This window comes from Micromonospora lupini, assembly GCF_026342015.1.
Classification (GTDB): Bacteria; Actinomycetota; Actinomycetes; order Mycobacteriales; family Micromonosporaceae; genus Micromonospora; species Micromonospora lupini_B.
Map to the genome: position 1 here is coordinate 600959 of NZ_JAPENL010000002.1, position 25429 is coordinate 626387.

The 25429-nt window shown below is 68.5% G+C and carries 25 protein-coding genes and 3 tRNA genes; all 28 read right to left on the reverse strand.

Features of this window, described 5'->3' with window-relative positions; translation table 11 throughout:
• Positions 1-13: 13 nt before the first annotated feature.
• On the reverse strand, positions 14-295 hold the full coding sequence (rpsS, locus tag OOJ91_RS17630) for a 30S ribosomal protein S19 (protein WP_007465299.1): 282 nt from the start codon (positions 293-295) through the stop codon (positions 14-16).
• Between the two features lie 12 nt (positions 296-307).
• Positions 308-1147 (reverse strand): 50S ribosomal protein L2, encoded by an 840-nt coding sequence (rplB, locus tag OOJ91_RS17635; protein WP_007465301.1) that lies wholly within the window; start codon positions 1145-1147, stop codon positions 308-310.
• Positions 1148-1159: 12 nt separating this feature from the next.
• Positions 1160-1462, reverse strand: coding sequence for a 50S ribosomal protein L23 (gene rplW / locus OOJ91_RS17640; protein WP_088998352.1), 303 nt, complete (start codon positions 1460-1462; stop codon positions 1160-1162).
• Positions 1459-2109 carry a 50S ribosomal protein L4 gene (gene rplD, locus OOJ91_RS17645; RefSeq protein WP_007465305.1) on the reverse strand — a complete coding sequence of 217 codons (651 nt, stop codon included), beginning with the start codon at positions 2107-2109 and terminating at the stop codon, positions 1459-1461. The genes rplW and rplD overlap by 4 nt, the downstream gene beginning before the upstream one ends.
• The gene (gene rplC / locus OOJ91_RS17650; protein WP_266246328.1) at positions 2106-2771 is read right to left on the reverse strand and encodes a 50S ribosomal protein L3; all 666 of its coding nucleotides are present in this window, start codon (positions 2769-2771) and stop codon (positions 2106-2108) included. Before rplC ends, rplD begins: the two co-directional genes overlap by 4 nt.
• 11 nt (positions 2772-2782) lie before the next feature.
• The gene (rpsJ, locus tag OOJ91_RS17655; RefSeq protein ID WP_007073037.1) at positions 2783-3091 is read right to left on the reverse strand and encodes a 30S ribosomal protein S10; all 309 of its coding nucleotides are present in this window, start codon (positions 3089-3091) and stop codon (positions 2783-2785) included.
• A gap of 350 nt (positions 3092-3441) precedes the next feature.
• Positions 3442-4635 carry an elongation factor Tu gene (gene tuf, locus OOJ91_RS17660; RefSeq protein WP_266246343.1) on the reverse strand — a complete coding sequence of 398 codons (1194 nt, stop codon included), beginning with the start codon at positions 4633-4635 and terminating at the stop codon, positions 3442-3444.
• A gap of 212 nt (positions 4636-4847) precedes the next feature.
• Positions 4848-6944 carry an elongation factor G gene (gene fusA / locus OOJ91_RS17665; RefSeq protein WP_266246344.1) on the reverse strand — a complete coding sequence of 699 codons (2097 nt, stop codon included), beginning with the start codon at positions 6942-6944 and terminating at the stop codon, positions 4848-4850.
• 77 nt (positions 6945-7021) lie between these two features.
• Positions 7022-7492 (reverse strand): 30S ribosomal protein S7, encoded by a 471-nt coding sequence (rpsG, locus tag OOJ91_RS17670; protein ID WP_007465317.1) that lies wholly within the window; start codon positions 7490-7492, stop codon positions 7022-7024.
• A 1-nt stretch (position 7493) separates the two neighbouring features.
• Positions 7494-7868, reverse strand: a complete 375-nt coding sequence (gene rpsL / locus OOJ91_RS17675) for a 30S ribosomal protein S12 (RefSeq protein ID WP_007465318.1) — start codon at positions 7866-7868, stop codon at positions 7494-7496.
• 501 nt (positions 7869-8369) lie between these two features.
• Positions 8370-8750 carry a hypothetical protein gene (locus OOJ91_RS17680; protein WP_266249747.1) on the reverse strand — a complete coding sequence of 127 codons (381 nt, stop codon included), beginning with the start codon at positions 8748-8750 and terminating at the stop codon, positions 8370-8372.
• Between the two features lie 614 nt (positions 8751-9364).
• A complete protein-coding gene (locus OOJ91_RS17685) occupies positions 9365-9733 on the reverse strand; it encodes a hypothetical protein (RefSeq protein ID WP_007465321.1) in 369 nt (122 codons plus the stop codon).
• Between the two features lie 305 nt (positions 9734-10038).
• A complete protein-coding gene (locus tag OOJ91_RS17690; protein ID WP_266246346.1) occupies positions 10039-13926 on the reverse strand; it encodes a DNA-directed RNA polymerase subunit beta' in 3888 nt (1295 codons plus the stop codon).
• Positions 13927-14006: 80 nt separating this feature from the next.
• The gene (rpoB, locus tag OOJ91_RS17695) at positions 14007-17438 is read right to left on the reverse strand and encodes a DNA-directed RNA polymerase subunit beta (protein WP_007465323.1); all 3432 of its coding nucleotides are present in this window, start codon (positions 17436-17438) and stop codon (positions 14007-14009) included.
• Positions 17439-18012: 574 nt separating this feature from the next.
• On the reverse strand, positions 18013-18402 hold the full coding sequence (gene rplL, locus OOJ91_RS17700) for a 50S ribosomal protein L7/L12 (protein ID WP_266246348.1): 390 nt from the start codon (positions 18400-18402) through the stop codon (positions 18013-18015).
• Between the two features lie 52 nt (positions 18403-18454).
• Entirely contained in the window at positions 18455-19003 is a 549-nt protein-coding gene (gene rplJ / locus OOJ91_RS17705; protein WP_007465325.1) for a 50S ribosomal protein L10, read from the reverse strand.
• A 342-nt stretch (positions 19004-19345) separates the two neighbouring features.
• Positions 19346-20035: a hypothetical protein gene (locus OOJ91_RS17710; RefSeq protein WP_266246350.1), complete on the reverse strand. Its 690-nt coding sequence runs from the start codon at positions 20033-20035 to the stop codon at positions 19346-19348.
• Positions 20032-20871: an ABC transporter ATP-binding protein gene (locus OOJ91_RS17715; RefSeq protein ID WP_266246351.1), complete on the reverse strand. Its 840-nt coding sequence runs from the start codon at positions 20869-20871 to the stop codon at positions 20032-20034. Before OOJ91_RS17715 ends, OOJ91_RS17710 begins: the two co-directional genes overlap by 4 nt.
• An 83-nt stretch (positions 20872-20954) precedes the next feature.
• Positions 20955-21671 (reverse strand): 50S ribosomal protein L1, encoded by a 717-nt coding sequence (rplA, locus tag OOJ91_RS17720; protein ID WP_266246353.1) that lies wholly within the window; start codon positions 21669-21671, stop codon positions 20955-20957.
• A 78-nt stretch (positions 21672-21749) separates the two neighbouring features.
• Positions 21750-22181 carry a 50S ribosomal protein L11 gene (gene rplK / locus OOJ91_RS17725; RefSeq protein WP_007465329.1) on the reverse strand — a complete coding sequence of 144 codons (432 nt, stop codon included), beginning with the start codon at positions 22179-22181 and terminating at the stop codon, positions 21750-21752.
• Between the two features lie 187 nt (positions 22182-22368).
• Positions 22369-23091 (reverse strand): transcription termination/antitermination protein NusG, encoded by a 723-nt coding sequence (gene nusG / locus OOJ91_RS17730; protein WP_234583445.1) that lies wholly within the window; start codon positions 23089-23091, stop codon positions 22369-22371.
• A 39-nt stretch (positions 23092-23130) separates the two neighbouring features.
• A complete protein-coding gene (gene secE / locus OOJ91_RS17735; RefSeq protein WP_007465334.1) occupies positions 23131-23523 on the reverse strand; it encodes a preprotein translocase subunit SecE in 393 nt (130 codons plus the stop codon).
• 211 nt (positions 23524-23734) lie between these two features.
• Positions 23735-23807: transfer RNA gene (locus tag OOJ91_RS17740), tRNA-Trp, on the reverse strand.
• Positions 23808-23970: 163 nt separating this feature from the next.
• A complete protein-coding gene (locus tag OOJ91_RS17745) occupies positions 23971-24363 on the reverse strand; it encodes a MaoC family dehydratase (RefSeq protein ID WP_266246359.1) in 393 nt (130 codons plus the stop codon).
• A 1-nt stretch (position 24364) separates the two neighbouring features.
• Complete coding sequence (locus tag OOJ91_RS17750; RefSeq protein WP_266246361.1) at positions 24365-24811, reverse strand: MaoC family dehydratase N-terminal domain-containing protein; 447 nt, start codon at positions 24809-24811, stop codon at positions 24365-24367.
• A gap of 124 nt (positions 24812-24935) precedes the next feature.
• On the reverse strand, positions 24936-25103 hold the full coding sequence (gene rpmG / locus OOJ91_RS17755) for a 50S ribosomal protein L33 (RefSeq protein ID WP_007073056.1): 168 nt from the start codon (positions 25101-25103) through the stop codon (positions 24936-24938).
• 132 nt (positions 25104-25235) lie between these two features.
• Positions 25236-25308, reverse strand: a tRNA-Met gene (locus tag OOJ91_RS17760).
• A 24-nt stretch (positions 25309-25332) separates the two neighbouring features.
• A tRNA-Thr gene (locus tag OOJ91_RS17765) sits at positions 25333-25405 on the reverse strand.
• Between the last annotated feature and the right edge of the window lie 24 nt (positions 25406-25429).

Here is a 25429-nt window from a genome sequence, read left to right on the forward strand (position 1 = left end):
TATGCCCGCGGCGTCAGCGCCGACGGCTCTTCCGGTCGTCCTTCTCGTGACCCTTGAACGTGCGGGTCAGCGCGAACTCGCCGAGCTTGTGCCCGACCATCGCCTCGGTCACGAACACCGGGACGTGCTTGCGTCCGTCGTGCACCGCGATCGTGTGCCCGAGCATCTCCGGGATGATCGTCGAGCGCCGCGACCAGGTCTTGATCACGTTCTTCGAGCCCTTGTCGTTCTGCACTTCCACCTTCTTGAGCAGGTGGTCGTCTACGAACGGGCCCTTCTTGAGGCTGCGAGGCATGTCTTATCTCCCTCAGCCGCGCTTACGCGTGGCGTAGCGGCGGCGGACGATCAGCTTGTCGCTCGGCTGGCCCTTACGGCGGGTGCGGCCCTCGGGCTTACCCTGCGGGTTGACCGGGTGGCGACCACCGGAGGTCTTACCCTCACCACCACCGTGCGGGTGGTCGACCGGGTTCATGGCGACACCACGGACGGTCGGGCGCTTGCCCTTCCACCGCATACGGCCGGCCTTACCCCAGTTGATGTTCGACTGGTCGGCGTTGCCGATCTCGCCGACGCTCGCGCGGCAACGCACGTCCACCCGCCGGATCTCGCCGGACGGCATACGCAGGGTCGCGTACGCGCCCTCGCGGCCGAGCAGCTGGATGCCGACGCCCGCGGAACGGGCCAGCTTGGCCCCGCCGCCCGGACGCAGCTCCACGTTGTGGATCGTGGTACCGACCGGGATGTTGCGCAGCGGCAGGTTGTTACCCGGCTTGATGTCGGCGCCCGGACCGGACTCGACGCGGTCGCCCTGCTTCATGTCCTTCGGCGCGATGATGTACCGCTTCTCGCCGTCGGCGTAGTGCAGCAGCGCGATGCGCGCCGTGCGGTTCGGGTCGTACTCGATGTGAGCGACCTTCGCCGGCACGCCGTCCTTGTCGACCCGCTTGAAGTCGATCAGACGGTACTGGCGCTTGTGACCGCCACCGTGGTGCCGCGTGGTGATCCGGCCGTGGGCGTTACGCCCGCCCTTCTTCGGCAGCGGAGCCAGAAGCGACTTCTCCGGCGTGGACCGGGTGATCTCGGCGAAGTCGGCGACGCTTGAGCCACGTCGGCCCGGCGTCGTCGGCTTGTACTTACGGATAGCCATTGTCTACACCCCTCAGCTGACCGGGCCGCCGAAGGCCTCGATACGGTCACCGTCAGCCAGCTTCACGATCGCCCGCTTGGTCGCCTTGCGCTGACCGAAGCCGGTCTTGGTGCGCTTGCGCTTACCCTGGCGGTTGAGCGTGTTGACCGTCAGGACGCGGACGTCGAAGATCTGCTGGATAGCGATCTTGATCTCGGTCTTGTTCGCGTCCGGGTGCACCAGGAAGGTGTACCAGTTCCGGTTCAGCTCGCTGTAGCTCTTCTCCGAGACGACCGGCGCCACGATGATGTCGCGCGGGTCGGCGATCGTGCTCACTTGCCACCCTCCTCGGTGGTCTCGGCGGGCACGCCCAGGAACTCGTCCAGGGCGTCCTTGGTGAAGACCACGTCGTCGGCCACCAGCACGTCATACGTGTTCAGCTGGCCGGACTCGATCAGGTGCACCCGCGGCTCATTGCGCAGCGACACCCAGTTCAGCTCGTCGGTGCTGCTCAACACGACCAGGACCCGACGGGCCTCGGTGAGCTTGGTCAGCGTGGCCAGAGCGGCCTTGGTCGACGGCTTCTCGCCCGAGACGAACGCCTCGACGACGTGCACCTGCCCGGCGCGGGCCCGGTCCGAGAGGGCACCCCGCAGCGCGGCGGCCTTCATCTTCTTCGGGGTCCGCTGGCTGTAGTCGCGCGGCACGGGACCGTGCACCACGCCACCGCCGGCGAACTGCGGCGCGCGGATCGAGCCCTGCCGGGCGCGACCGGTGCCCTTCTGCTTGTACGGCTTCTTGCCGCCACCGGCGACCTCGCCGCGGGTCTTGGCCTTGTGCGTGCCCTGTCGGGCCGCCGCGAGCTGGGCCACCACGACCTGGTGCATCAGCGCGACGTTGGCCTGCACGTCGAAGATGTCCGCCGGCAGCTCGACCGAGCTGCTGGTGGTGCCTTCGACGGTGCGTACGTCAACGGTGGTCACTTGGCCGCACCGCCCTTCTTCACCTTGCTCTTGGCCGCGGTACGGACCAGAACCAACGCGCCCTTGGGGCCAGGAATGGCACCACGGACGAGCAGCAGGTTGTTCTCGGTGTCGACCGCCTGGACGGTGAGGTTCTGCACGGTGTAGCGCACGCCACCCATGCGGCCGGCCATCCGGGTGCCCTTGAAGACACGACCCGGGGTGGCGCAGGCGCCGATGGAACCGGGCGAGCGGTGCTTGCGCTCGACACCGTGGCTGGCGCGCAGACCGTGGAAGCCGTGCCGCTTCATCGGGCCGGCGTAGCCCTTGCCCTTGGTCTTGCCGGTGACGTCGATCGTGAGGCCGGCCGGGAACTCCTCGACCGTGACCTCCTGGCCGAGCGAGTATTCCCCGGCGTCCGTGGTGCGCAGCTCGACGATGTGCCGGCGCGGCGCCACGTCCGCCTTCGCGTAGTGCCCGCTGACCGGCTTCTTCACCTTGCGCGGGTCGATCGTGCCGTACGCGAGCTGGACCGCGGAGTAACCGTCCTTCTCGGCGCTACGAACCTGGCTGATGACGCACGGGCCGGCCTCGACCACGGTCACGGGAACAACACGGTTGTTGTCCCAGACCTGGGTCATGCCGAGCTTGGCGCCCAGGATCCCCTTGACTTGCCTGTCCATTTGTCCGGTCCCTACAGCTTGATCTCGATGTCGACGCCAGCCGGCAGGTCGAGGCGCATGAGCGAGTCGACCGTCTTCGGGGTCGGGTCGATGATGTCGATCAGCCGCTTGTGCGTGCGCATCTCGAAGTGCTCGCGCGAGTCCTTGTACTTGTGCGGCGAGCGGATAACGCAGAAACGGTTGATCTCCGTGGGCAGCGGCACCGGGCCCGCGACCTGCGCCCCGGTGCGCGTCACCGTCTCGACGATCTTCCGAGCCGAGGAGTCGACGACCTCGTGGTCATAGGCCTTGAGCCGGATGCGGATCTTCTGTCCCGCCATGGTGGCTTCTGTTCCTTCTCTCGATGCCGCTGTGTTGCGGGCGCCTGTACCGGCTGGCACAGGCCCACTTCGCCGACCCCCGCGGTCGGGCGTGTCGCGCCCTCGGGCCGGGCTCCGCCCCGTGGTTCCGGAGTGGTGCTGACCGCGCGGTGGGTCAAGGCGCCGATCGCGTTACCGCGACCTGAACGCCGTGCGAGGGTGGTTGGCGACTGGGCCGCCAACCACCCCACGCTCGACTGTCTCGCCACCCGGAGGTTCAGCGAAAGCCGAACACAGGCGACGAACTGTCGTTACGCAACCTGACTAGTATGCCGCACGACCGGCGGCGGGTCTAATCGGGGTTACCTAGCTCACTTGATGATCTTGGTGACGAACCCGGCGCCGACGGTGCGGCCACCCTCGCGGATCGCGAACTTGAGGTTCTCCTCCATGGCGATGGGCTGGATCAGCTTCACCGACATGGTGGTGTTGTCGCCCGGCATGACCATCTCGGTGCCCTCGGGGAGGGTGACGACACCGGTGACGTCCGTGGTCCGGAAGTAGAACTGCGGGCGGTAGTTCTGGAAGAACGGGGTGTGCCGGCCGCCCTCCTCCTTGGAGAGGATGTAGACCGTCGCCTCGAACTCCGTGTGCGGGGTGTTCGAGCCCGGCTTCACGACGACCATGCCGCGCTCGACCTCGTCGCGCTTGGTGCCGCGCAGCAGCAGGCCGACGTTCTCGCCTGCGCGGGCGTCGTCCAGGGTCTTCCGGAACATCTCGATCGCGGTGACCTTGGTCTTGAAGCTCTTCTCCTTGATACCGACGAGCTCGACATCCTCGTTCGGCAGGAGAACGCCGCGCTCCACGCGACCGGTGACGACGGTGCCACGACCGGTGATCGTGAAGACGTCCTCAACCGGCATCAGGAACGGCTTGTCAACCTCGCGGTCCGGCTGCGGGATCGAGGTGTCGACCGCGGTCATCAGGTCCAGGAGCTTGCCGGTCCACTCGGGGTCACCCTCGAGGGCCTTCAGCGCCGAAACCCGAACGACCGGCAGGTCGTCACCCGGGTACTCCTGCGAGGAGAGCAGCTCACGGACCTCGAGCTCGACGAGCTCCAGGAGCTCCTCGTCGTCGACCATGTCGCTCTTGTTGAGCGCCACGACGATGTACGGCACACCAACCTGACGCGCCAGCAGCACGTGCTCGCGGGTCTGCGGCATCGGGCCGTCGGTCGCCGCGACCACCAGGATCGCGCCATCCATCTGCGCGGCACCGGTGATCATGTTCTTGATGTAGTCCGCGTGGCCGGGGCAGTCGACGTGCGCGTAGTGCCGCGCCTCGGTCTGGTACTCGACGTGCGCGATCGAGATCGTGATGCCGCGGGCCTTCTCCTCCGGCGCCTTGTCGATCTCGTCGAACGGCGTGTAAGGGTTCAGGTCCGGGAACTGGTCGTGCAGGACCTTGGTGATGGCCGCCGTCAGCGTCGTCTTACCGTGGTCGATGTGACCAATGGTGCCGATGTTGACGTGCGGCTTAGTCCGCTCGAACTTAGCCTTCGCCACTGGTGTCCTCCTGTGGACTTCTTGGTTCGTACGCCCGGCGCGCCGGTCGGCGCTTAGGACTCTGTCGACAGCCTTTCCGGCCGAACGGCCGGAGAGCCTCTGTGGGTTCTGCGGCGATGAAGCCTACAGGCCCGGTCTCACGCGGTCCGATCGTGGTGGCCGCGGGCGGGTGGAACCACCCGCGACCAACCACGAATCACCTGCTCGGGGCGTTACTCGCCCGTTGCCTTGGCGATGATCTCCTTCGCGACGCTCTGCGGAACCTCGGCGTAGGAGTCGAACTGCATGCTGTAGCTAGCCCGGCCCTGGGTCTTCGACCGCAGGTCGCCGACGTAGCCGAACATCTCCGACAACGGCACCAGAGCACGGACGATGCGGGCGCCACTGCGCTCCTCCATCGCCTGGATGATGCCGCGGCGGGAGTTGAGGTCGCCGATGACGTCACCCATGTTCTCCTCAGGAGTGGTGACCTCAACAGCCATCATCGGCTCGAGCAACGCCGGGTCGGCCTTGCGGGCCGCGTCCTTCATCACCATCGAGCCGGCGATCTTGAATGCCATTTCCGACGAGTCGACCTCGTGGTACTGGCCGTCCAGCAGGGTCAGCTTGACGCCGACAAGCGGGAAGCCGGCGAGGATGCCGTACTGCATCGCGTCCTGGGCGCCCGCGTCCACCGAGGGGATGAACTCCCGGGGGATACGGCCACCGCTGACGGCGTTGGCGAACTCGTAGGTCGGCGAGTCGTTGTCCAGCGGAAGCGGCTCGACGCTCACGATGACGCGGGCGTACTGGCCGGAACCACCGGTCTGCTTCTTGTGGGTGTACTCGACCTTGTCCACCTTGCGGCGGATGGTCTCGCGGTACGCCACCTGCGGCTTGCCGAAGTTCGCCTCGACGTTGAACTCGCGGCGCATCCGGTCGACCATGATGTCCAGGTGCAGCTCGCCCATGCCGGAGATGACCGTCTGACCGGTCTCCTCGTCCAGACGGACGCGGAAAGTCGGGTCCTCCTCGGCCAGCCGCTGGATGGCCGTGCCCAGCTTCTCCTGGTCGGCCTTGGTCTTCGGCTCGATCGCCACCGAGATGACCGGCTCCGGGAAGGTCATCGACTCCAGGATGACCGGGTTCGCCGGGTCGGAGAGCGTGTCGCCGGTGGTGGTCTGCTTGAGACCCTGCACGGCGATGATCTCACCGGCCTGCGCCGACGGGCGCTCTTCCCGCTTGTTGGCGTGCATCTGGTAGATCTTGCCGATCCGCTCCTTGCGGTCCTTGGTGGAGTTGACCACCTGGGATCCGGAATCGAGCGTGCCGGAGTAGACCCGGACGTAGGTGAGCTTGCCCAGGTGCTTGTCCGTCTGGATCTTGAAGGCCAGACCGGAGAACGGCTCCGAGTTGGACGGCTTGCGCACCAGCGGGGTCTCGCCGTCGGGGGCCGTGCCCTCGATCGCCGGAACGTCAAGCGGCGACGGCAGGAAGTCGACCACGGCGTCGAGCATGGGCTGGACGCCCTTGTTCTTGAACGCCGAGCCACACAGCACCGGGTTGGCCTTGCCGGCGATGGTGGCACGCCGGATGGCGGCCTTGATCTCCTCGATGGAGACCTCCTCGCCTTCCAGGTACTTCTCCATCACCGAGTCGTCGACGTCGGCCAGGGTCTCCATCAGCTTCTCGCGCCACTCGGCCGCGGAGTCGGCCAGCTCGGCCGGGATCTCCTCGATCGCGTAGTCGTCACCCTTCTGGGTCTCCCCACGCCAGGTGAGAGCGCGCATGCCGATCAGGTCGACGACACCGATGTGGTCACCCTCGAGCCCGATCGGGATCTGGAGCACCAGCGGAGTGGCGTTCAGCCGGTCGATCATCATCTGCACGCAGCGGAAGAAGTCGGCGCCGGTCCGGTCGAGCTTGTTGACGAAGCACATCCGCGGGACGTTGTACTTGTCGGCCTGCCGCCAGACGTTCTCGGTCTGCGGCTCCACGCCGGCGACACCGTCGTAGACCGCGACCGCACCATCCAGCACACGCAGCGACCGCTCGACCTCGACCGTGAAGTCGACGTGACCGGGCGTGTCGATGATCTGGATCGTGTGGCCCTTCCACTCACACTTGGTAGCAGCGGAGGTGATGGTGATACCACGCTCCTGCTCCTGCTCCATCCAGTCCATGACGGCAGCGCCCTCGTGGACCTCACCGATCTTGTACGTGATGCCGGTGTAGAACAGGATTCGCTCGGTGGTCGTGGTCTTACCGGCATCGATGTGCGCCATGATGCCGATGTTGCGTACGTTGGCGAGCGCGTCTGCGGCGGCCACTTCAATCCCTACTTATCGTCGTCTCGACTCAACTGGTGGCGGTTCCGGCGCCCGATGGGGGCGCCGGAACCAGGGTGTTACCAGCGGTAGTGCGCGAAGGCCTTGTTGGACTCGGCCATCTTGTGCGTGTCCTCGCGCCGCTTGACGGCGGCACCGAGGCCGTTGCTCGCGTCCAGCAGCTCGTTCATGAGCCGCTCGACCATGGTCTTCTCACGCCGGGCGCGGGAGTAGGTGACAAGCCAACGCAGGCCCAGGGTGGTCGCCCGGGTGGGGCGGACCTCGACCGGAACCTGGTAGGTGGCGCCACCGACACGACGGCTGCGCACCTCGAGGGTCGGCTTGACGTTGTCCATCGCCCGCTTGAGGGTGACGACCGGGTCGGTGCCGGACTTCTCGCGGCAGCCCTCGAGGGCCGCGTACACGATCGACTCGGCGAGCTGGCGCTTGCCGCGCAGCAGGATCTTGTTCACCAGCTGGGTGACCAGCGGCGAGTTGTACACCGGGTCAGCGACCAGTGGCCGCCGCGGAGCGGGTCCCTTACGCGGCATGTCAGCTCTTCTCCTTCTTCGCGCCGTAACGGCTGCGCGCCTGCTTGCGGTTGCGGACACCCTGGGTGTCAAGCGAGCCGCGGACGATCTTGTAACGCACGCCGGGGAGGTCCTTCACCCGGCCGCCGCGAACGAGCACGATCGAGTGCTCCTGCAGGTTGTGGCCGACGCCCGGGATGTAGGCGGTCACCTCGATCTGGCTGCTGAGCTTCACACGAGCGACCTTGCGCAGCGCGGAGTTCGGCTTCTTGGGGGTGGTGGTGTACACGCGGGTGCACACGCCGCGCCGCTGGGGGGACCCCTTGAGCGCCGGGGTCTTGGTCTTGGTCGTCTTGGCCTGACGGCCCTTTCGGACCAGCTGCTGAATGGTGGGCACCGGGTTTCTCCGCTCCCTTCGGCCGCTGTACGCGGCCGCGCCGTCTGCTCGTTAGCCGGCCTGATGACCGGCTCTCCTACATTCCGACCAGGGCCACCTTGCGGAGGCCCCGGCACCCGCGGTCGGGCGTGTCGCCCAACTCACGGTCCCGGTGCGGACGCTTTCGCAGGCGTACCGGGTTTTCTGTCACCGGCACGCGGATCGCCCCGCCCCGGATCTCTGGCTTGTCGTGCCGCCGTCCGGACTCCGGATCCAGCGCACGCACGAGTTGCCCGGGCATGCCCGGGCACAAGGGGAAAGAGTACCTACCACAGCCGTCCAGGTCAAAACGGAATGGGTCGGCGACCGTCTCACACTCGCCGGCCGGATCTCGTCCCGCCTCGTCGCCCGCGATGGGCACCTACGGATACAAGTGTACCGGCTTCCCCGCCGGACCACCCGTCGCCCCCGGGCAGGCACCGCGGACCCGGTCCCCCGGCGTCGCAGCGGCGGTGTGCCGCGTCACGTCAGGGTGATCAGCAGCGCCAGACCCAGACCCAGCAGGCTGAGCAGCGCACCCGCCGCGCCGCAGCTGATGCCCGCCACCGCCAACCCACATCCGGTGAAGCGGACCGCCGACGGCGCGGCCGGCCGGCCGATCTGCCGCCGACCGAGCAGACCGGTGACGACCGCCGCCACCCCCGCCAGCACCCCCAGCACTGTGAACGCGCCGGAGGCCCAGGCGCCGCCGTCGTTCCCGAACGCCACCCCGAAGCAGATCACCAGGAGCGAGACCAGGATCGACGCGATGCCCGCCACCAGCGACCCGGTCGCCAGGCCGGAGGTGACGGGCGCCACGTCCAGGTGCACCACGCCGAACGGCGTGCCGGGCACCGCCTCCACCCGCTTCGGCGGCCGCCGCTTGTCGTCGGTGGGCGGCGGCACCGGTCGGACCTGAGCCACACCCCACCCGGGCGGCGGACCCGGTACCGGCTGACCCCAGCCCGCCGGCGCTCCCGGCCCCGACGAGGGCTGACCCCAGCCGTGCGGAACTCCGGGCCCCGACGGCGGCGGCCCCCAGCCGGGTGGAGCGGCGGGCGGCTGACCCCAGCCGGGTGGAACACCGGGCGGCTGACCCCAGCCGGGTGGCAGCGGCGCCCCGGAAGCGGGAGAGGGGCCGGAGCCGGGCGGGAAGGCCCCTCCCCACTCGGCCGTGGGCGGACCCCACCCGGGCGGGGGCGGCGCGCCCCAGCCCGCTTGCGGCGCGCCCGGATCGGGGACGTCGGCCGGTGGGGCTGGCTGCGCGTCCGGTTCGGGTCGCGCCCAGTCGTTCGGTGCGGAGGAAGCCGGGCCCGGGGCCGGCGCGTCAGGACGCCCGGCCGGTTCATCCGCCGGGAGCCGCGCCGGTTCCGTCACGAGGTCCTCCTGTCGACAGTCGCCGTCGCCGCGCGGCGGACACCGGCCAGGCTACCGCCGGAAGGGACGCCGTCCGCGCCGGGCGCGGCCGGTGGAGCGGGTCAGTCCATGTTCGCCGGGTAGTCGTGGCCGAACGGCGTGCCGGCCAGCCGGACCACCCCGATCACCACGGCGACGACCACGCTGACCGCGACAAGCACCAGGCCGGTCCAGGCCAACCGCTCCCCCCGCCGCAGCCAGACGCCACCGGTCAGGAAACCCCCCGAGGCGTACGCCTCCCGGCGGGCCTGCCGGGCCAGTTGCAGCGCCACCGTCGCCGGCACCACCCCGCCGATGAACAGCCCGGTCAACATGCCGAGCAGCCCCAGCGCGAAGACCGCCCGCGCCTTCGTGGCACGGGCCGGGTCCGGATCCAGCGGGTGGCGCAGGCCCTGGGACGCGACGGACACCTGTCCGGGTGCGGTCGTCATGTCTCCATCATGCCCAACCCGGTCGACGGCCGGGGCGGCGTCCTGGCGTCTGTCCGGATCGGTAGCCTCGTTCACGGCGGGTGAGATGGCGGCCGTGGCCGTGGCCGTGGATTCGGGCAGGGCGACGCCGACGTGGTCGGGTTCTACGGCTTCGCCAACCGACCCCGACCCACCGGCCGGCTCATCCTGCAAGCCCTTCACGACCTCCGCCTCATCCCTGCCCACCGCCAGCAGCCACCCAAATTCCTGGGTCCGCACACGACGAGGCCCCCGGCAGGTGCCGGGGGCCTCGTCGGTGTCGGTGCTTAGCGGTACGACCCGAAGTCGAAGTCGTCCAGCGGCACAGCCTGCCCGCTGGCCGGCCCGAACCCGTAGTCGGTCTCCGGGTAACCGGTCATCGAGTAGACCTTGGCCTTGGCCTCCTCGGTCGGCTCCACCCGGACGTTGCGGTACTTGCTGATGCCCGTACCGGCCGGGATGAGCTTACCGATGATCACGTTCTCCTTGAGGCCGACAAGCGAGTCGCTGCGCGAGTTGATCGCAGCGTCGGTCAGCACCCGGGTGGTCTCCTGGAAGGAGGCCGCGGAGAGCCAGGAGTCGGTGGCAAGCGAGGCCTTGGTGATACCCATCAGCACCGGACGGCCGGCGGCGGGCTCGCCACCCTCCGACACGAGCCGGCGGTTCTCCGACTCGAACAGCGCCCGGTCGACGAGCACACCCGGCAGGAACTCGGTCGAGCCGGAGTCGATGACAGTCACCCGCTTGAGCATCTGGCGGATGATGATCTCGATGTGCTTGTCGTGGATGAGCACGCCCTGCGAGCGGTAGACCTCCTGGACCTCCTGGGTCAGGTGGACCTGGACCGCGCGCGGACCGAGGATGCGCAGCAGCTCGTGCGGGTCGATGGTGCCCTCGGTGAGCTTCTCGCCGACCTCGACGTGACCGCCGTCGTGGGTCCGGAGCTTGACGCGCTTCGAGATCTTGTCGTACACGATCTCTTCGCTGCCGTCGTCCGGCACCACGATGATCTTCCGCGAGCGCTCGCCGTCCTCGATCCGGATCCGACCCGGGGTGTCGGCGATGGGCGCCTTACCCTTCGGGACCCGCGCCTCGAAGATTTCCTGGACACGCGGCAGACCCTGGGTGATGTCCTCACCCGCGACACCACCGGTGTGGAAGGTACGCATCGTCAGCTGCGTACCGGGCTCACCGATGGACTGGGCGGCGATGATGCCGACCGCCTCGCCGATGTCGACCGACTTACCCGTCGGCAGCGACCGGCCGTAGCAGGCCGCGCAGACACCCAGCTTGGACTCGCAGGTGAGCACGCTGCGCACCCGGACCGTCTCCACCCCGGCGGCGACGATCTTGTCGACCCCGATGGAGTTGATGTCCTGGCCACGCTCGGCCACCACGGTGCCGTCCGGCCCCTTGATGTCGTCGGCAAGCGTCCGGGCGTGCACGCTGGTCTCGGCGTGGGTGTGGACGACGAGCTTGCCGTCCAGCTTCTCGCCGATCTGCATCGGGATCGCCCGGTCGGTGCCGCAGTCCTCCTCGCGGATGATCACGTCCTGGGAGACGTCCACCAGACGACGGGTCAGGTAACCCGAGTCGGCGGTCCGCAGGGCGGTGTCGGCGAGACCCTTACGGGCACCGTGCGTGGAGATGAAGTACTCCAGCACGGACAGACCCTCCCGGTAGCTGGCCTTGATCGGCCGCGGGATGATCTCGCCCTTCGGGTTTGCCACCAGACCACGGATCGCCGCGATCTGCCGGAGCTGGAGCAGGTTACCGCGGGCACCCGAATTGATCATCTTCCACAGTGGGTTCTCCTGCGGCAGCGCGGTGTCCATCTCCTTGGCGACCTCGTTGGTCGCCTTGGTCCAGATCTCGATGAGTTCGCCGCGACGCTCCTCGGCGGTCATCAGACCACGCTGGTACTGCTTGTCGATCCGGTCGGCTTCCTTCTCGTACTTCGCCAGGATCTCCGCCTTGCGCGGCGGAGCGATGACGTCCTCCATGCCGATCGTCACGCCGGACCAGGTGGCCCAGTGGAAACCGGCCTCCTTGAGCCCGTCCAGGGTGGCGGCCAGCGCCACCTTGGGGAAGCGCTCGGCGAGGTCGTTGACGATCGCGGAGAGCTGACCCTTGCGGATCTCGTAGTTCACGAAGCGGTAGCCCTGCGGCAGCGTCTCGTTGAACAGCACCCGGCCCAGGGTGGTCTCCACGGTCAGCGGGTCACCCTCGACCCAGCCCTCCGGGGCGGTCCACGCCTCGGCGCCGGCGCCGTTGTCGACACCGACCACGCCACGCAGGCGGATCTTCACAGGCGCCTGCAGGTGCAGCTCGCCGTTGTCGAACGCCATCCGCGCCTCGGCGTCCGAGCTGAACGCCCGGCCCTCGCCCTTCTCACCGGCGGTGAGGTGGGTGAGGTGGTAGAGGCCGATCACCATGTCCTGCGTGGGCATGGTGACGGGCTTGCCGTCGGCCGGCTTGAGGATGTTGTTCGACGACAGCATCAGGATCCGCGCCTCGGCCTGGGCCTCGGCGGACAGCGGCACGTGCACCGCCATCTGGTCACCGTCGAAGTCGGCGTTGAACGCGGTGCAGACCAGCGGGTGGATCTGGATCGCCTTGCCCTCGACCAGCTGCGGCTCGAAGGCCTGGATGCCCAGACGGTGCAGGGTCGGCGCGCGGTTGAGCAGCACCGGGTGCTCGCCGATGACCTCTTCCAGCACGTCCCACACGACCGGGCGCTGACGCTCGACCATCCGCTTGGCGGACTTGATGTTCTGCGCGTGGTTGAGGTCCACCAGCCGCTTCATCACGAACGGCTTGAACAGCTCCAGCGCCATCTGCTTGGGCAGACCGCACTGGTGCAGCTTGAGCTTCGGGCCGACCACGATCACCGAACGGCCCGAGTAGTCGACGCGCTTGCCGAGCAGGTTCTGGCGGAACCGGCCCTGCTTGCCCTTGAGCATGTCGGACAGCGACTTGAGCGGGCGGTTACCCGGGCCGGTGACCGGCCGGCCGCGACGGCCGTTGTCGAACAGCGCGTCGACGGCCTCCTGGAGCATCCGCTTCTCGTTGTTGACGATGATCTCGGGAGCGCCGAGGTCGATCAGCCGCTTGAGGCGGTTGTTCCGGTTGATCACGCGGCGGTACAGGTCGTTCAGGTCCGAGGTCGCGAAGCGGCCACCGTCGAGCTGCACCATCGGGCGCAGGTCCGGCGGGATGACCGGGACGCAGTCCAGCACCATGCCGAGCGGCGAGTTGCGGGTGTTCAGGAACGCCGCCACGACCTTGAGCCGCTTGAGCGCCCGGATCTTCCGCTGGCCCTTGCCGGACCGGATGGTCTCCCGCAGGCTCTCGGCCTCGGCGTCGAGGTCCATGTTCTGGACCAGCGCCTTGATCGCCTCCGCGCCCATGGAACCGGTGAAGTACTCACCGAACCGGTCGCGCAGCTCGCGGTAGAGCAGCTCGTCGGTGACCAGCTGCTTCGGCTCCAGCTTGCGGAAGGTGTCAAGCACCTCGTCCAGGCGGTCGATCTCGCGCTGGGCCCGGTCGCGGATCTGGCGCATCTCGCGCTCTCCGCCCTCCTTGACCTTGCGCCGGACGTCCGCCTTGGCACCCTCGGCCTCCAGCTCGGCCAGGTCGGCCTCAAGCTTGGCGGCCCGCTTCTCGATCTCCGAGTCGCGGCTGTTCTCGGACTGCCGCTTCTCGGCCAGGATCTCGTTCTCGATCGTCGAGAGGTCACGGTGACGCGACTCGGCGTCCACGCTCGTCACGACGTACGAGGCGAAGTAGATGATCTTTTCGAGGTCCTTGGGGGCGAGGTCCAGCAGGTAGCCCAGCCGGCTCGGAACGCCCTTGAAGTACCAGATGTGGGTCACCGGAGCGGCGAGCTCGATGTGCCCCATCCGCTCACGACGGACCTTGGAGCGAGTCACCTCGACGCCGCAGCGCTCACAGATGATGCCCTTGAATCGGACGCGCTTGTACTTACCGCAGTAGCACTCCCAGTCCCGCTGCGGACCGAAGATCTTCTCGCAGAAGAGTCCGTCCTTCTCCGGCTTCAGGGTGCGGTAGTTGATCGTCTCAGGCTTCTTGACCTCGCCGTGCGACCACTGACGGATGTCGTCGGCGGTGGCGAGACCAATGCGCAGCTCGTCGAAGAAGTTGACGTCGAGCACTCTGTCCCCTATGTCGTCGTCTGTACTGCTAATTCTCGGGTGGGGTCGGGGGCCGGCGAGCCGGCCCCCAACCGCTCACCTCAGACCTCTTCGACCGAGCTCGGCTCGCGCCGGGACAGGTCGATGCCCAGCTCCTCGGCGGCCCGGAACACCTCGTCGTCGGTCTCGCGCATTTCCAGGGCCACACCGTCGCTGGAGAGCACCTCAACGTTGAGGCACAGCGACTGCAGCTCCTTGAGCAGCACCTTGAACGACTCCGGGATGCCCGGCTCCGGGATGTTCTCGCCCTTGACGATGGCCTCGTAGACCTTCACGCGGCCGAGCACGTCGTCGGACTTGATCGTGAGCAGCTCCTGCAGGGCGTAGGCAGCGCCGTACGCCTGCATCGCCCAGCACTCCATCTCACCGAAACGCTGACCACCGAACTGCGCCTTACCACCCAGCGGCTGCTGCGTGATCATCGAGTACGGGCCGGTCGAACGAGCGTGGATCTTGTCGTCGACCAGGTGGTTGAGCTTCAGGATGTAGACGTAGCCGACCGCGATCGGGTCCGGCAGAGGCTCACCGGAACGACCGTCGAACAACTGCGCCTTGCCGGTACGCCCGATCAGCTGCTTGCCGTCCCGGTTGGGCAGGGTCGACTCGAGCAGACCGGAGATCTCCTCCTCGCGGGCACCGTCGAAGACCGGGGTGGCGACGTTTGTGTCACCCTCGGACTCGTGGGCGTCGATCGACCGGAGCTGGCGCTTCCAGTCGGTGTCGTCACCCTCGACCTTCCACCCGGTCTTGGCGACCCAACCGAGGTGGGTCTCCAGAACCTGGCCGATGTTCATCCGGCTCGGCACGCCGAGCGGGTTGAGCACGATGTCGACCGGGGTGCCGTCCTCCAGGAACGGCATGTCCTCGATCGGGAGGATCTTCGAGATGACGCCCTTGTTGCCGTGCCGGCCGGCGAGCTTGTCGCCGTCCTGGATCTTGCGCTTCTGGGCGACGTAGACCCGGACCAGCTCGTTGACGCCCGGCGGCAACTCGTCGCCGTCCTCGCGGGAGAACGTGCGCACACCGATGACCGTGCCGGTCTCGCCGTGCGGCACCTTCAGCGAGGTGTCCCGAACCTCACGCGCCTTCTCACCGAAGATCGCGCGGAGCAGACGCTCCTCCGGGGTCAGCTCGGTCTCGCCCTTGGGCGTGACCTTGCCGACCAGGATGTCGCCGGGGACGACCTCGGCGCCGATCCGGATGATGCCGCGCTCGTCGAGGTCAGCGAGCATTTCCTCGCTGACGTTCGGGATGTCGCGGGTGATCTCCTCCGGGCCGAGCTTGGTGTCCCGGGCGTCGACCTCGTGCTCCTCGATGTGGATCGAGGTGAGCACGTCCTGCTGCACGAGGCGCTGCGACAGGATGATCGCGTCCTCGTAGTTGTGGCCCTCCCAGCACATGAACGCCACCAGCAGGTTGCGTCCGAGCGCCATCTCGCCCTCGTCGGTGCACGGACCGTCGGCGATGACCTGACCGGCCTCGACGCGGTCGCCCTCGAAGACCACCGGCTTCTGGTTGACGCAGGAGCCGGCGTTCGAGCGGCGGAACTTGTGCAGCAGGTACGTCCGGCGGTGGCCGTCATCCTGGTGGATGGTGACGTAGTCGGCGCAGAGATCCTCGATCACACCGCCGACCTCGGCGACCACCACGTCGCCAGCGTCGACCGCGGCCCGGTACTCCATGCCCGTGCCCACGAGCGGCGCCTCGGCCTTGACCAGCGGCACGGCCTGGCGCTGCATGTTCGCGCCCATCAGTGCCCGGTTGGCGTCGTCGTGCTCGAGGAACGGGATCATGGCGGTCGCGACCGAGGTCATCTGCCGGGGCGAGACGTCCATGTAGTCGACGGCGCCGGGGACGACGTCCTCGGTCTCGCCGCCCTTACGACGGCAGAGCACCCGCTCCTCGGCGAACGTGCCGTCAGCCTTCAACCGCGCGTTGGCCTGGGCCTTGACGAACCGGTCCTCCTCGTCCGCGGTCAGGTAGTCGATCTGGTCGGTGACCCGACCCTCGACGACCTTCCGGTACGGCGTCTCGATGAAGCCGAACGGGTTGACCCGGGCGAAGGTGGACAGCGCGCCGATCAGGCCGATGTTCGGGCCTTCCGGCGTCTCGATCGGGCACATCCGGCCGTAGTGGGACGGGTGCACGTCGCGGACCTCGAAGCCGGCCCGCTCCCGGGACAGACCACCCGGGCCGAGCGCGCTCAGCCGACGCCGGTGGGTCAGGCCCGCCAGTGGGTTGGTCTGGTCCATGAACTGGGACAGCTGCGACGTCCCGAAGAACTCCTTGATCGCCGCCACCACCGGGCGGATGTTGATCAGGGTCTGCGGGGTGATCGCCTCGACGTCCTGCGTGGTCATCCGCTCGCGGACGACCCGCTCCATGCGGGAGAGGCCGACCCGAACCTGGTTCTGGATCAGCTCACCCACGGTGCGCAGGCGACGGTTGCCGAAGTGGTCGATGTCGTCGGCCTCGTAGCCGTCCTCACCGGCGTGCAGCCGGCACAGGTACTCCACGGTGGCGACGATGTCGTCCTCGGTCAGCGTGCCGGTGGTGATCGGCACGTCGACTTCGAGCTTCTTGTTGAACTTGTAGCGCCCGACCTTGGCGACGTCGTACCTCTTCGGGTTGAAGAAGAGGTTGTCGAGCAGGGTCTGGGCGTTCTCGCGCGTCGGCGGCTCGCCAGGGCGCAGCTTGCGGTAGATGTCGAGCAGAGCCTCGTCGGCGCCGGCGATGTGGTCCTTCTCGAGCGTGGTCATCATCAGCTCGGACCAGCCGAACTTCTCACGGATCCGCTCGGCCGACCATCCGATGGCCTTGAGCAGGACCGTGACGGCCTGCCGACGCTTACGGTCGATGCGAACGCCGACCGTGTCGCGCTTGTCGATGTCGAACTCCAGCCAGGCACCCCGACTCGGGATGACCTTGACGCTGGAGAGGTCGCGGTCGGAGGTCTTGTCCGGCTGCTTGTCGAAGTACACGCCCGGGGACCGGACGAGCTGGCTGACCACGACGCGCTCGGTGCCGTTGATGACGAAGGTGCCCTTGGGCGTCATCATCGGGAAGTCACCCATGAACACCGTCTGGCTCTTGATCTCGCCAGTGGTGTTGTTGGTGAACTCCGCGGTCACGAAGAGCGGAGCGCAGTAGGTCAGGTCCTTCTCCTTGCACTCCTCGATCGAGGCCTTGACCTCGTCGAAGCGTGGCGCGGAGAAGGAGAGTGACATGGTGCCGGAGAAGTCCTCAATGGGACTGATCTCTTCAAGGATCTCCGCGAGACCCGAGCGTGCGTGCGGGTCGTCCGCCGACCGGCCCTGCCAAGCCTCGTTGCCGACGAGCCAGTCGAAGGACTCGTTCTGGATGGCAAGGAGGTTGGGGACCTCGAGGTGTTCGGTGATCCTGCCGAATGAAACTCGGCGGGGAGCGAATGCGCTCGACGTACGACTGGTCTTCGCAGGGCGGGAAGCTGCCAAGATGCGTCCTTCCGAGGACCGGTGCTGCAGAACGGCTGGTACGCGTGCACTCCAATGACCCCACCAGAAATATCCGTAAACGGACATTTCCGAGCAGGGGTCAAGTCGGAAGGCAGCGCAAACTAGCAGTGTAGCCGAGAGGCTAACCGCTGTCCAGCCCACCCCGCAGGTCGTTCGCGGAACGCACCTCGGCCCCCCGGAAACCAGGGTCTGCCGGGCCGCTCAGAACGCAACGTCCCCACTGGGCCGCTCGGGTTGCCGCGGCCGATGATGCCGCCGCTGTCATTACCCACGTCGTGGCCGTCGCAAGCGCGGTGTCTTGCTGGTGTTCAGCGTGCCTGGCAGCCCGGGGCCGCGTCAAGGGCCGGTATCCGGGTCGTCGGTTCTTTCCCACCTGAGGGCGACCGGGGCCGCTCGTCCGGTGGGCAGGCATCGACCAACGACGCCCAGCTCAGGACGGTTGTCGCCCGATCCACGAAACACGGCGGGCAGTGATCCGTGTCGGATCACCGCCCGCCGCGACGCGATCGTGTCCCGGCTCACCGAGCCGGTCACGCGCTTGTGGAACGTCAGGTCACTTGAGGGTGACCTTGGCGCCCTCACCCTCGAGCTTCGCCTTCGCCTTCTCGGCGGTCTCCTTGTTGACCTTCTCCAGGATGGCCTTCGGCGCGGACTCGACCGCGTCCTTGGCCTCCTTGAGGCCCAGGCCGGTCAGCTCACGCACGACCTTGATGACCTGGATCTTCTTGCCACCGTCAGCCTCGAGGACGACGTCGAACTCGTCCTTCTCCTCCTCGGCCGGGGCGGCAGCGCCACCGGCGCCGCCGCCGGCAGCGGCAACCGCGACCGGAGCGGCGGCGGTGACCTCGAAGGTGTCCTCGAACTGCTTCACGAACTCGGAGAGCTCGATCAGCGTCATCTCCTTGAACGCGTCGAGCAGCTCGTCGGTGCTGAGCTTCGCCATATCTGGCGTCCTTTCTAAAGGTTGTCTAAGAACGTGGGTGCGCCGCGCGGCCTCAGGCCGCCTCGGCGCCCTCCTGCTCGCGCTTCTTGTCCGCCAGGGCGGCCGCCGCGCGGGCGGCCTTGGAGAGCGGAGCCTGGAACAGGGCCGCGGCCTTGCTCAGGTTGCCCTTCATCGCGCCGGCCAGCTTGGCCAGCAGCACCTCGCGGGACTCCAGGTCGGCGAGCTTCGTGACCTCGGCCGCGGAAATGGCCCGGCCCTCGAAGACGCCGCCCTTGATGACGAGCTTCGGGTTGGCCTTCGCGAAGTCGCGAAGCCCCTTCGCCGCCTCGACGACGTCGCCCGAAACGAAAGTCAGCGCGGTAGGACCGGTGAACAGCTCGTCGAGGCCGTTGATGCCCGCGTCCGTCGCGGCACGCTTCGCCAGCGTGTTCTTCGCGACCGTGTAGCTGGTCTCGGCGCCGAGCGAGCGCCGCAGCTGGGTGAGCTGGGAAACCGTCAGACCGCGGTACTCGGTCAGCACGGTGGCGCCCGCGTTGCGGAAGCTCTCGGTCAGCTCAGCGACGGCCGTGGCCTTGTCGGCCCGGATCGGCTTGTCCGCCATGTCCCTCCTCTCTCGTTACTCGAGGCTGGTCCCCGACACGGCCGAAGCCGGAGCGGGGGCGGAGGCGACACGACAACGAAAAAGCCCCGGCGCAGGGCGCACGGGGCGAGGGCCGGCGGATCAACACAGTCGGCGGACCATGTTCACTGCCGAGTTACGCTTGCCGCCCTACGCGGGTCGCCCGTTGTCGCGGGACCTTCGACCGTGCCGGAGCACGGTGACCAGCGGTCTCTGGGTGGTTCCTCATCCATGGAAACACGGATGACTGTTGAAGAGTACGCGCACCCACCAGCAGCGCCAAATCGCCCCTGGTGAGCCGGGTCACACCGACCGTCCGCCGGGTCAGCCCTGGGCCCGCCGGCGCCACAGGTAGCCGCCGACGGCGGCACCGCTCCACGCCAACCCCCAGAGCGTGAGCCCGAGCAGGGTCAACGCGGCGGCGTCACCCGCGGTCGTCCGGGCGGTGGCCATGATCGGCGGCGCCAGCCAGGGGGCCACCGAACCGCTCAGGCCGAGCACCACCGCGCCGACACCGCCGAGGGCCAGCACCGCCACGCCGTACGCGGCACCGCCCACCGACGCCCGGCTCGCCAACGCGCCGAGGGCGACCGCGGCGGGTACGGCGAGCAGGTGTGCCCACAGCCCCAGCGCGATGCCGACAGGCACCGACCGGTCCCCCGGCTCGACCGGGCCGGTGACCCCGCCCACCAGCCACGGGAAGACCAGCGCGACAGCCACCGCGACAAGCGCCGCCACGCCGGCCGCCAGGAGCCCGGCCAGGCGCTCCCGGGCCACCCCGACCGTCACCTGGGCGAGCCGGCGCTGCACGTCCGGCTCGATGTCCAGAAGGATCTTGGTCTGCCAGGCGAGCACCGGGAAGAGCACCACTGCCGAGACGCCGTACGCCTCCGCCGGCTGGGACCGGCCGCCGCCGTAGAGCGTGCCGAGCACGACGAGACCCGCGAGCAACGGCGCCAACGCCCGACCGGTCCGCAGGAAACCCGCCAGCCGCATCCGCACCAGGGCGCTCACCGGGCCTCCCCCGCTGCCTGCTCGACGGCGTCCGCACCCTCGGGCTGGCCGAGGGCCGGCGGGAGCGACGGGTCCGAGGGGCGAGCCTGCGGCGCGGTGGTGGAGGCGTCGGCGCGTACTCGAAGAATCTGGTGGCCCTCGGCGCGCAACCGGGCGACGGTGCTGGCGACCCGCGCGGCCGGCACCGCAACCTCGACCACCGCGATGGCCTCGTCGGTCGGTGCGGTCTCCTCGGTAAGCGAGCCGGCGGCCACCGCCCAGCGGCGCGCGGCCGGCAGCCGGACCGTCTCCCCGCGGTGGTCGCTGACCAGGACCGCGCCGCCGTCGGCCAGCACCTCGTCGATCAGCTCGGGAACCAGTTCGCGGGTAGCGGCGTCGAGGCCCTCCCACGGCTCGTCGAGCACCAGCAGGCCGGGTGGTCGCAGCATGGCCTGGGCGAGACCCACCTTCTGCGCGGTGCCCTTGGACAGCTCCGGAAGCCGCACCGAGCTGAACGCGCCGAGGCCGAGCCGCTGCGTCCAGGTCGTCACCGCCTCGTCGGCGGCCGACCGGCCCAACCCGGCGACGCGGGCCATGCCGGTCAGATAGCGGGAGACGGTGAAGGGCTGGTCGGCCGGGAAGCGCTCCGGGACCCAGCCCACCCGGGCCGGCCGGTCGACGACCCGGCCCCGGCCCGGCCGCAGCACCCCGGCGGCCACCTGGAGCAGCGTGGACTTGCCCACCCCGTTGCGGCCCAGAACGACCGCGACCTCACCCGGACCGATCTGCACATCCACGTCCCGCAGCACCCACGGACCACTCCGGTGGTACCGCAACCAGACGTTCTCCAGCCGCATGCGGTCGAGCTTGCCACACCACAGACGCGCCGGGGCGCCGCCACGATCGTGTGGCGGCGCCCCGGTACGAGTGAGCTGTCGGCTCAGGCCTCGGTCTGGTCCTCACGGAGGTTCTTCACCAGGTTCGGGTCGACCGGAACGCCCGGGCCCATGGTGGTGGTGAGGATGACCTTGCGGAGGTACTTGCCCTTCGCCGCGGACGGCTTGGCGCGCAGCACCTCGTCGAGCACCGCAGCGTAGTTGTCCACCAGCTGGGTCTCCGTGAAGGAGGCCTTGCCGATGATCAGGTGCAGGTTGGAGTGCTTGTCCACCCGGAAGGTGATCTTGCCACCCTTGATGTCCTGCACCGCCTTGGTGACGTCCATGGTCACCGTGCCGGTCTTCGGGTTCGGCATGAGACCGCGCGGGCCCAGGATCCGCGCGATCCGGCCGATCTTGGCCATCTGGTCCGGCGTGGCGATCGCCGCGTCGAAGTCGAGCCAACCACCCTGGATGCGGGCGACCAGCTCGTCGGTGCCCACCTCGTCCGCACCCGCGGCGGTGGCCTCTTCGGCCTTCGCGCCACTGGCGAACACGATCACGCGGGCGGTCTTACCGGTGCCGTGCGGCAGGTTGACCACGCCGCGGACCATCTGGTCCGCCTTGCGGGGGTCGACGCCGAGGCGCATGGCGACCTCGACCGTGGCGTCGAACTTGACATTGGTGGTCTCCTTGGCCAGCTTCACGGCCTCGGAGGGGGTGTAGAGCTTCGACCGGTCGATGACGTCGGCGGCCTTGCGGTAGCTCTTGCTGCGCTGCATTGCTGATTACTCCTGTGGTCTCTGGCGGGCCGCTCGGCGCGGGCCCTCCCACGGTCGGAACGTCGGCGGGGCCGAACGTCAGTCGCTGACGGTGATGCCCATCGACCGGGCGGTGCCGGCGATGATCTTCTCGGCCTGGTCCAGGTCGTTGGCGTTGAGGTCGGCCATCTTCTTCTCGGCGATCTCACGCAGCTGGGCGCGGCTGACCGAGCCGACCTTCTCGGCCTGCGGGACGCCCGAACCCTTCTGCACACCGGCGGCCTTGATCAGCAGCCGGGCAGCGGGCGGGGTCTTCAGCACGAAGCTGAAGGACCGGTCCTCGAACACGCTGATCTCGGCGGGGACGATGTCGCCCCGCTGGGACTCGGTCTGCGCGTTGTAGGACTTGCAGAACTCCATGATGTTCACGCCGTGCTGGCCGAGCGCGGGGCCGACCGGCGGCGCCGGCGTGGCCTGGCCCGCCGGCAACTGAAGCGTGAACGTCTTGACGAGCTTCTTCTTCGGAGGCATGTCACTTCCTGGGGCTTGGAGCTGGGAAAATGCGGCCGTCGCCGCCCTCGGGACGCGCACGGTCAGCGCGGTGCGACAGCGGCGACGTTCAAGAGTAGCGCAGGCCGCAGCCCACTCGTCCGCCGAGGTCGAGCGGGAGGGCGTACGCCGACGTCGGCGGCGGGCCGGGCCCGCCGCCGACGACCGGTCAGATCTTGGCGACCTGGTTGAAGTTGAGCTCCACCGGGGTCTCCCGGCCGAAGATCGACACCAGCACCTTGAGCTTCTGCTGGTCGGCGTTGATCTCGCTGATCGTGGCCGGCAGCGACGCGAACGCGCCGTCGGTGACGGTGACCGAGTCGCCGACCTCGAAGTCGAGGACCTTGATCTCCGGCTTGGCCTTCTTCTGCTCGGTCTCGACGGCCGGCGCCAACCACTTCAGCACCTCGTCGAGGGAGAGCGGCGCGGGCCGGTCGGCCCGGTCGGTCGCGCCCACGAAGCCCGTCACGCCCGGGGTGTTACGGACACACGAGTAGGACTCGGCGGTCAGCTCCATCCGGACGAGGATGTAGCCCGGGAAGACCTTGGCCTGGATCTGCGAACGCTTACCGTTCTTGACCTCGACCTCTTCCCGGGTCGGCACCTCGACCTGGTAGATGAAGTCCTCCATGTCGAGGCTCGTGATCCGGGTCTCGAGGTTGGTCTTCACCTTGTTCTCGTAACCGGCGTACGAGTGCACCACGTACCAGTCACCCGGGGCGTAGCGCAGCTTCTGCCGCAGCTCGGCGACCGGGTCGTACTCCTCGTCCGGCGCAGGCTCGGTGGTGGGGAACTCCGGCTCGCTGGCGGCCTCAACCGACTCGTCACCAGCCGCCGTCGCGACCGTGGACTGCTCGTCCACCGGTCCGGCGGTCTCGTCGTACTCAGGCACGCTCGCTCACTTCCGTCACTATCGGCTGGAGACAGCCGGTCAGTCCGAGTTGCCGAAGACGAACAACACGACCTTGGCGAAGCCGTAGTCCAGCACGCCCACGATCGTCAGCATCACGGCGACGAACGTGACCACCACGGCGGTGTACGTCAGCAACTCCTTGCGGGTCGGCCAGATGACCTTACGCAGTTCGGCAACGACCTCGCGGAAAAACCGGGCGATGCGGCCGAACACACCCACCCGACCGGTTTCCGACCTCGTGGTCGGCCGGCTGTCCGCCGATTCCGCCCGGGCGCGGGACCGCGTCGCGGTGCCTCCCCGGGAGACCGGCTCGTCCGCGCTGGTGGCGTCGTCGTCAGCTACGTCGTCGACGACCTCGTCGTCCAGACGATCGTCGCCGGCGTCCTCGCCGCGCCGCTTGTTGTCGGCCACTTCGCCCTCCGTCGCGGAATCTCGGGTCGCACGCCGGGCGGCGTGCGCGGCGCTGGTCACGCCGGCCGGGCCAAACCGTCCCGCGACGGGCCGCGGCCGGTGGATCAACCGGGGGCCCGAAACCTCGGAACCACCCCGCCGATGCCACCACCACGGGCCGGACGCCGCCTTGTCGGCGGCGCGACCCACGGGAACGGTCAGGCCTGAGGCGCAGGGGTGACAGGACTTGAACCTGCAGCCTGCGGTTTTGGAGACCGCTGCTCTGCCAATTGAGCTACACCCCTGTGCGGCAACACTCGCCCCACGCGGTCACAGACGACCGTGCAGGGGTCACTTGCCCCACGGCGGACCAGTGTACGGGTAGGCGCCCGACTTTCCCAACCGGTCTCCCCGCCACGCGTGGCGGACCCGGTTGGGGGTGTCGTCGCCGACGGCCACCGGGGCGGTTCAGCGCCCTGTGCGGATGGTCGCCCGCGCCTGCGAGAGGATCTTCTCGCCCAGACAGGTCGCGGTCACATCGAGCCGGGTCAGCCCGTCCTCGGTCACCTCACGGACCTTCGCCGTGACCTCGATCTCGGTCCCCTGGTCGTCGTCGGGGACCACCACCGGCCGGGTGAAGCGAACGCCGTACTCGACCACCGCGTCGGGCGCCCCGGCCCACTCCGCGACCGCCCGACCGACCAGGGCCATCGTGAACATGCCGTGCGCGATCACCCCGGGCAGCCCCACCTTCGTGGCGACCCGGTCGCTCCAGTGGATCGGGTTGAAGTCACCCGAGGCGCCGGCGTAGCGGACCAGGTCCGCCCGGGTCACCCGGAACGTCTTGACTGGCAGCTCCATCTCAGGCCTCCCCGCGAATGACGTACCGGGCCCAGACGGCGACCACGGGTTCCCCGGCGACGGTGCTCACGTCCGTACGGGTGGTCAGGAAGCCGTGCCCGCCCCGGTTGCTGACGTCCTCGATGGTGTTCGTGCAGACCAGCTCGTCGCCCGCGACCACCGGCCGGGTGTACGCGAACCGCTGGTCGCCGTGCACCAGCCGGCTGTAGTCCACACCCAGGGCCGGGTCCTCGATGATCTGCCGGCTCGCCGCCATGGTGACGATCACCGGAAAGGTCGGCGGGGCGACCACGTCCGGGTGGCCCAGCGCCTGCGCCGCCACCGGGTCGTGGTGGGCCGCGTCGGTGGCGCCGATGGCCGTGGCGAACTCACGGATCTTTTCTCGGCCCACCTGGTAGGGGGCGGTCGGCGGATACGTCCGGCCGACGAAGGAAGGGTCCAGAGACATGCCGCGAACCTACACGGAAAGCACAATCGCCGATCTGGTCGGCAGGCAGCGGCGGAGCCGCGCCATACCGGTCAGATCGGCGATTGGAAAGCCTCGTCAATGGCCGACGTGTGCCGGCCAGAGATCAGCGGGTCTCGCGGTGAACCGTGTGCCGACCGTCGCGCGGGCAGAACTTCTTCAGCTCGATGCGGTCGGGGTCGTTCCGGCGGTTCTTGCGCGTGATGTAGTTGCGCTCCTTGCACTCCACACACGCCAAAGTGATCTTCGGCCGGACATCGGTAGCCTTCGCCACGGCGGAGTGCCTTCCTCGCTAACGGAAACAACTACGACGCGTCAGCCTAGACGCTGACTGCGCGGACATGCAAAGTGGGCGCCAGTGGCGCCCATCTCCACGACCACCGGGAACGGGCCCGGAAGACGAGAGTAGCGGTGGCCGGACTTGAACCGGCGACACAGCGATTATGAGCCGCTTGCTCTGCCATCTGAGCTACACCGCCGCGGTGGGTCCAGCTGAACCCTCGAGCCCCCTTACGGAATCGAACCGTAGACCTTCTCCTTACCATGGAGACGCTCTGCCGACTGAGCTAAGGGGGCCTGCGCGATCTCCCCGTGGGGCGC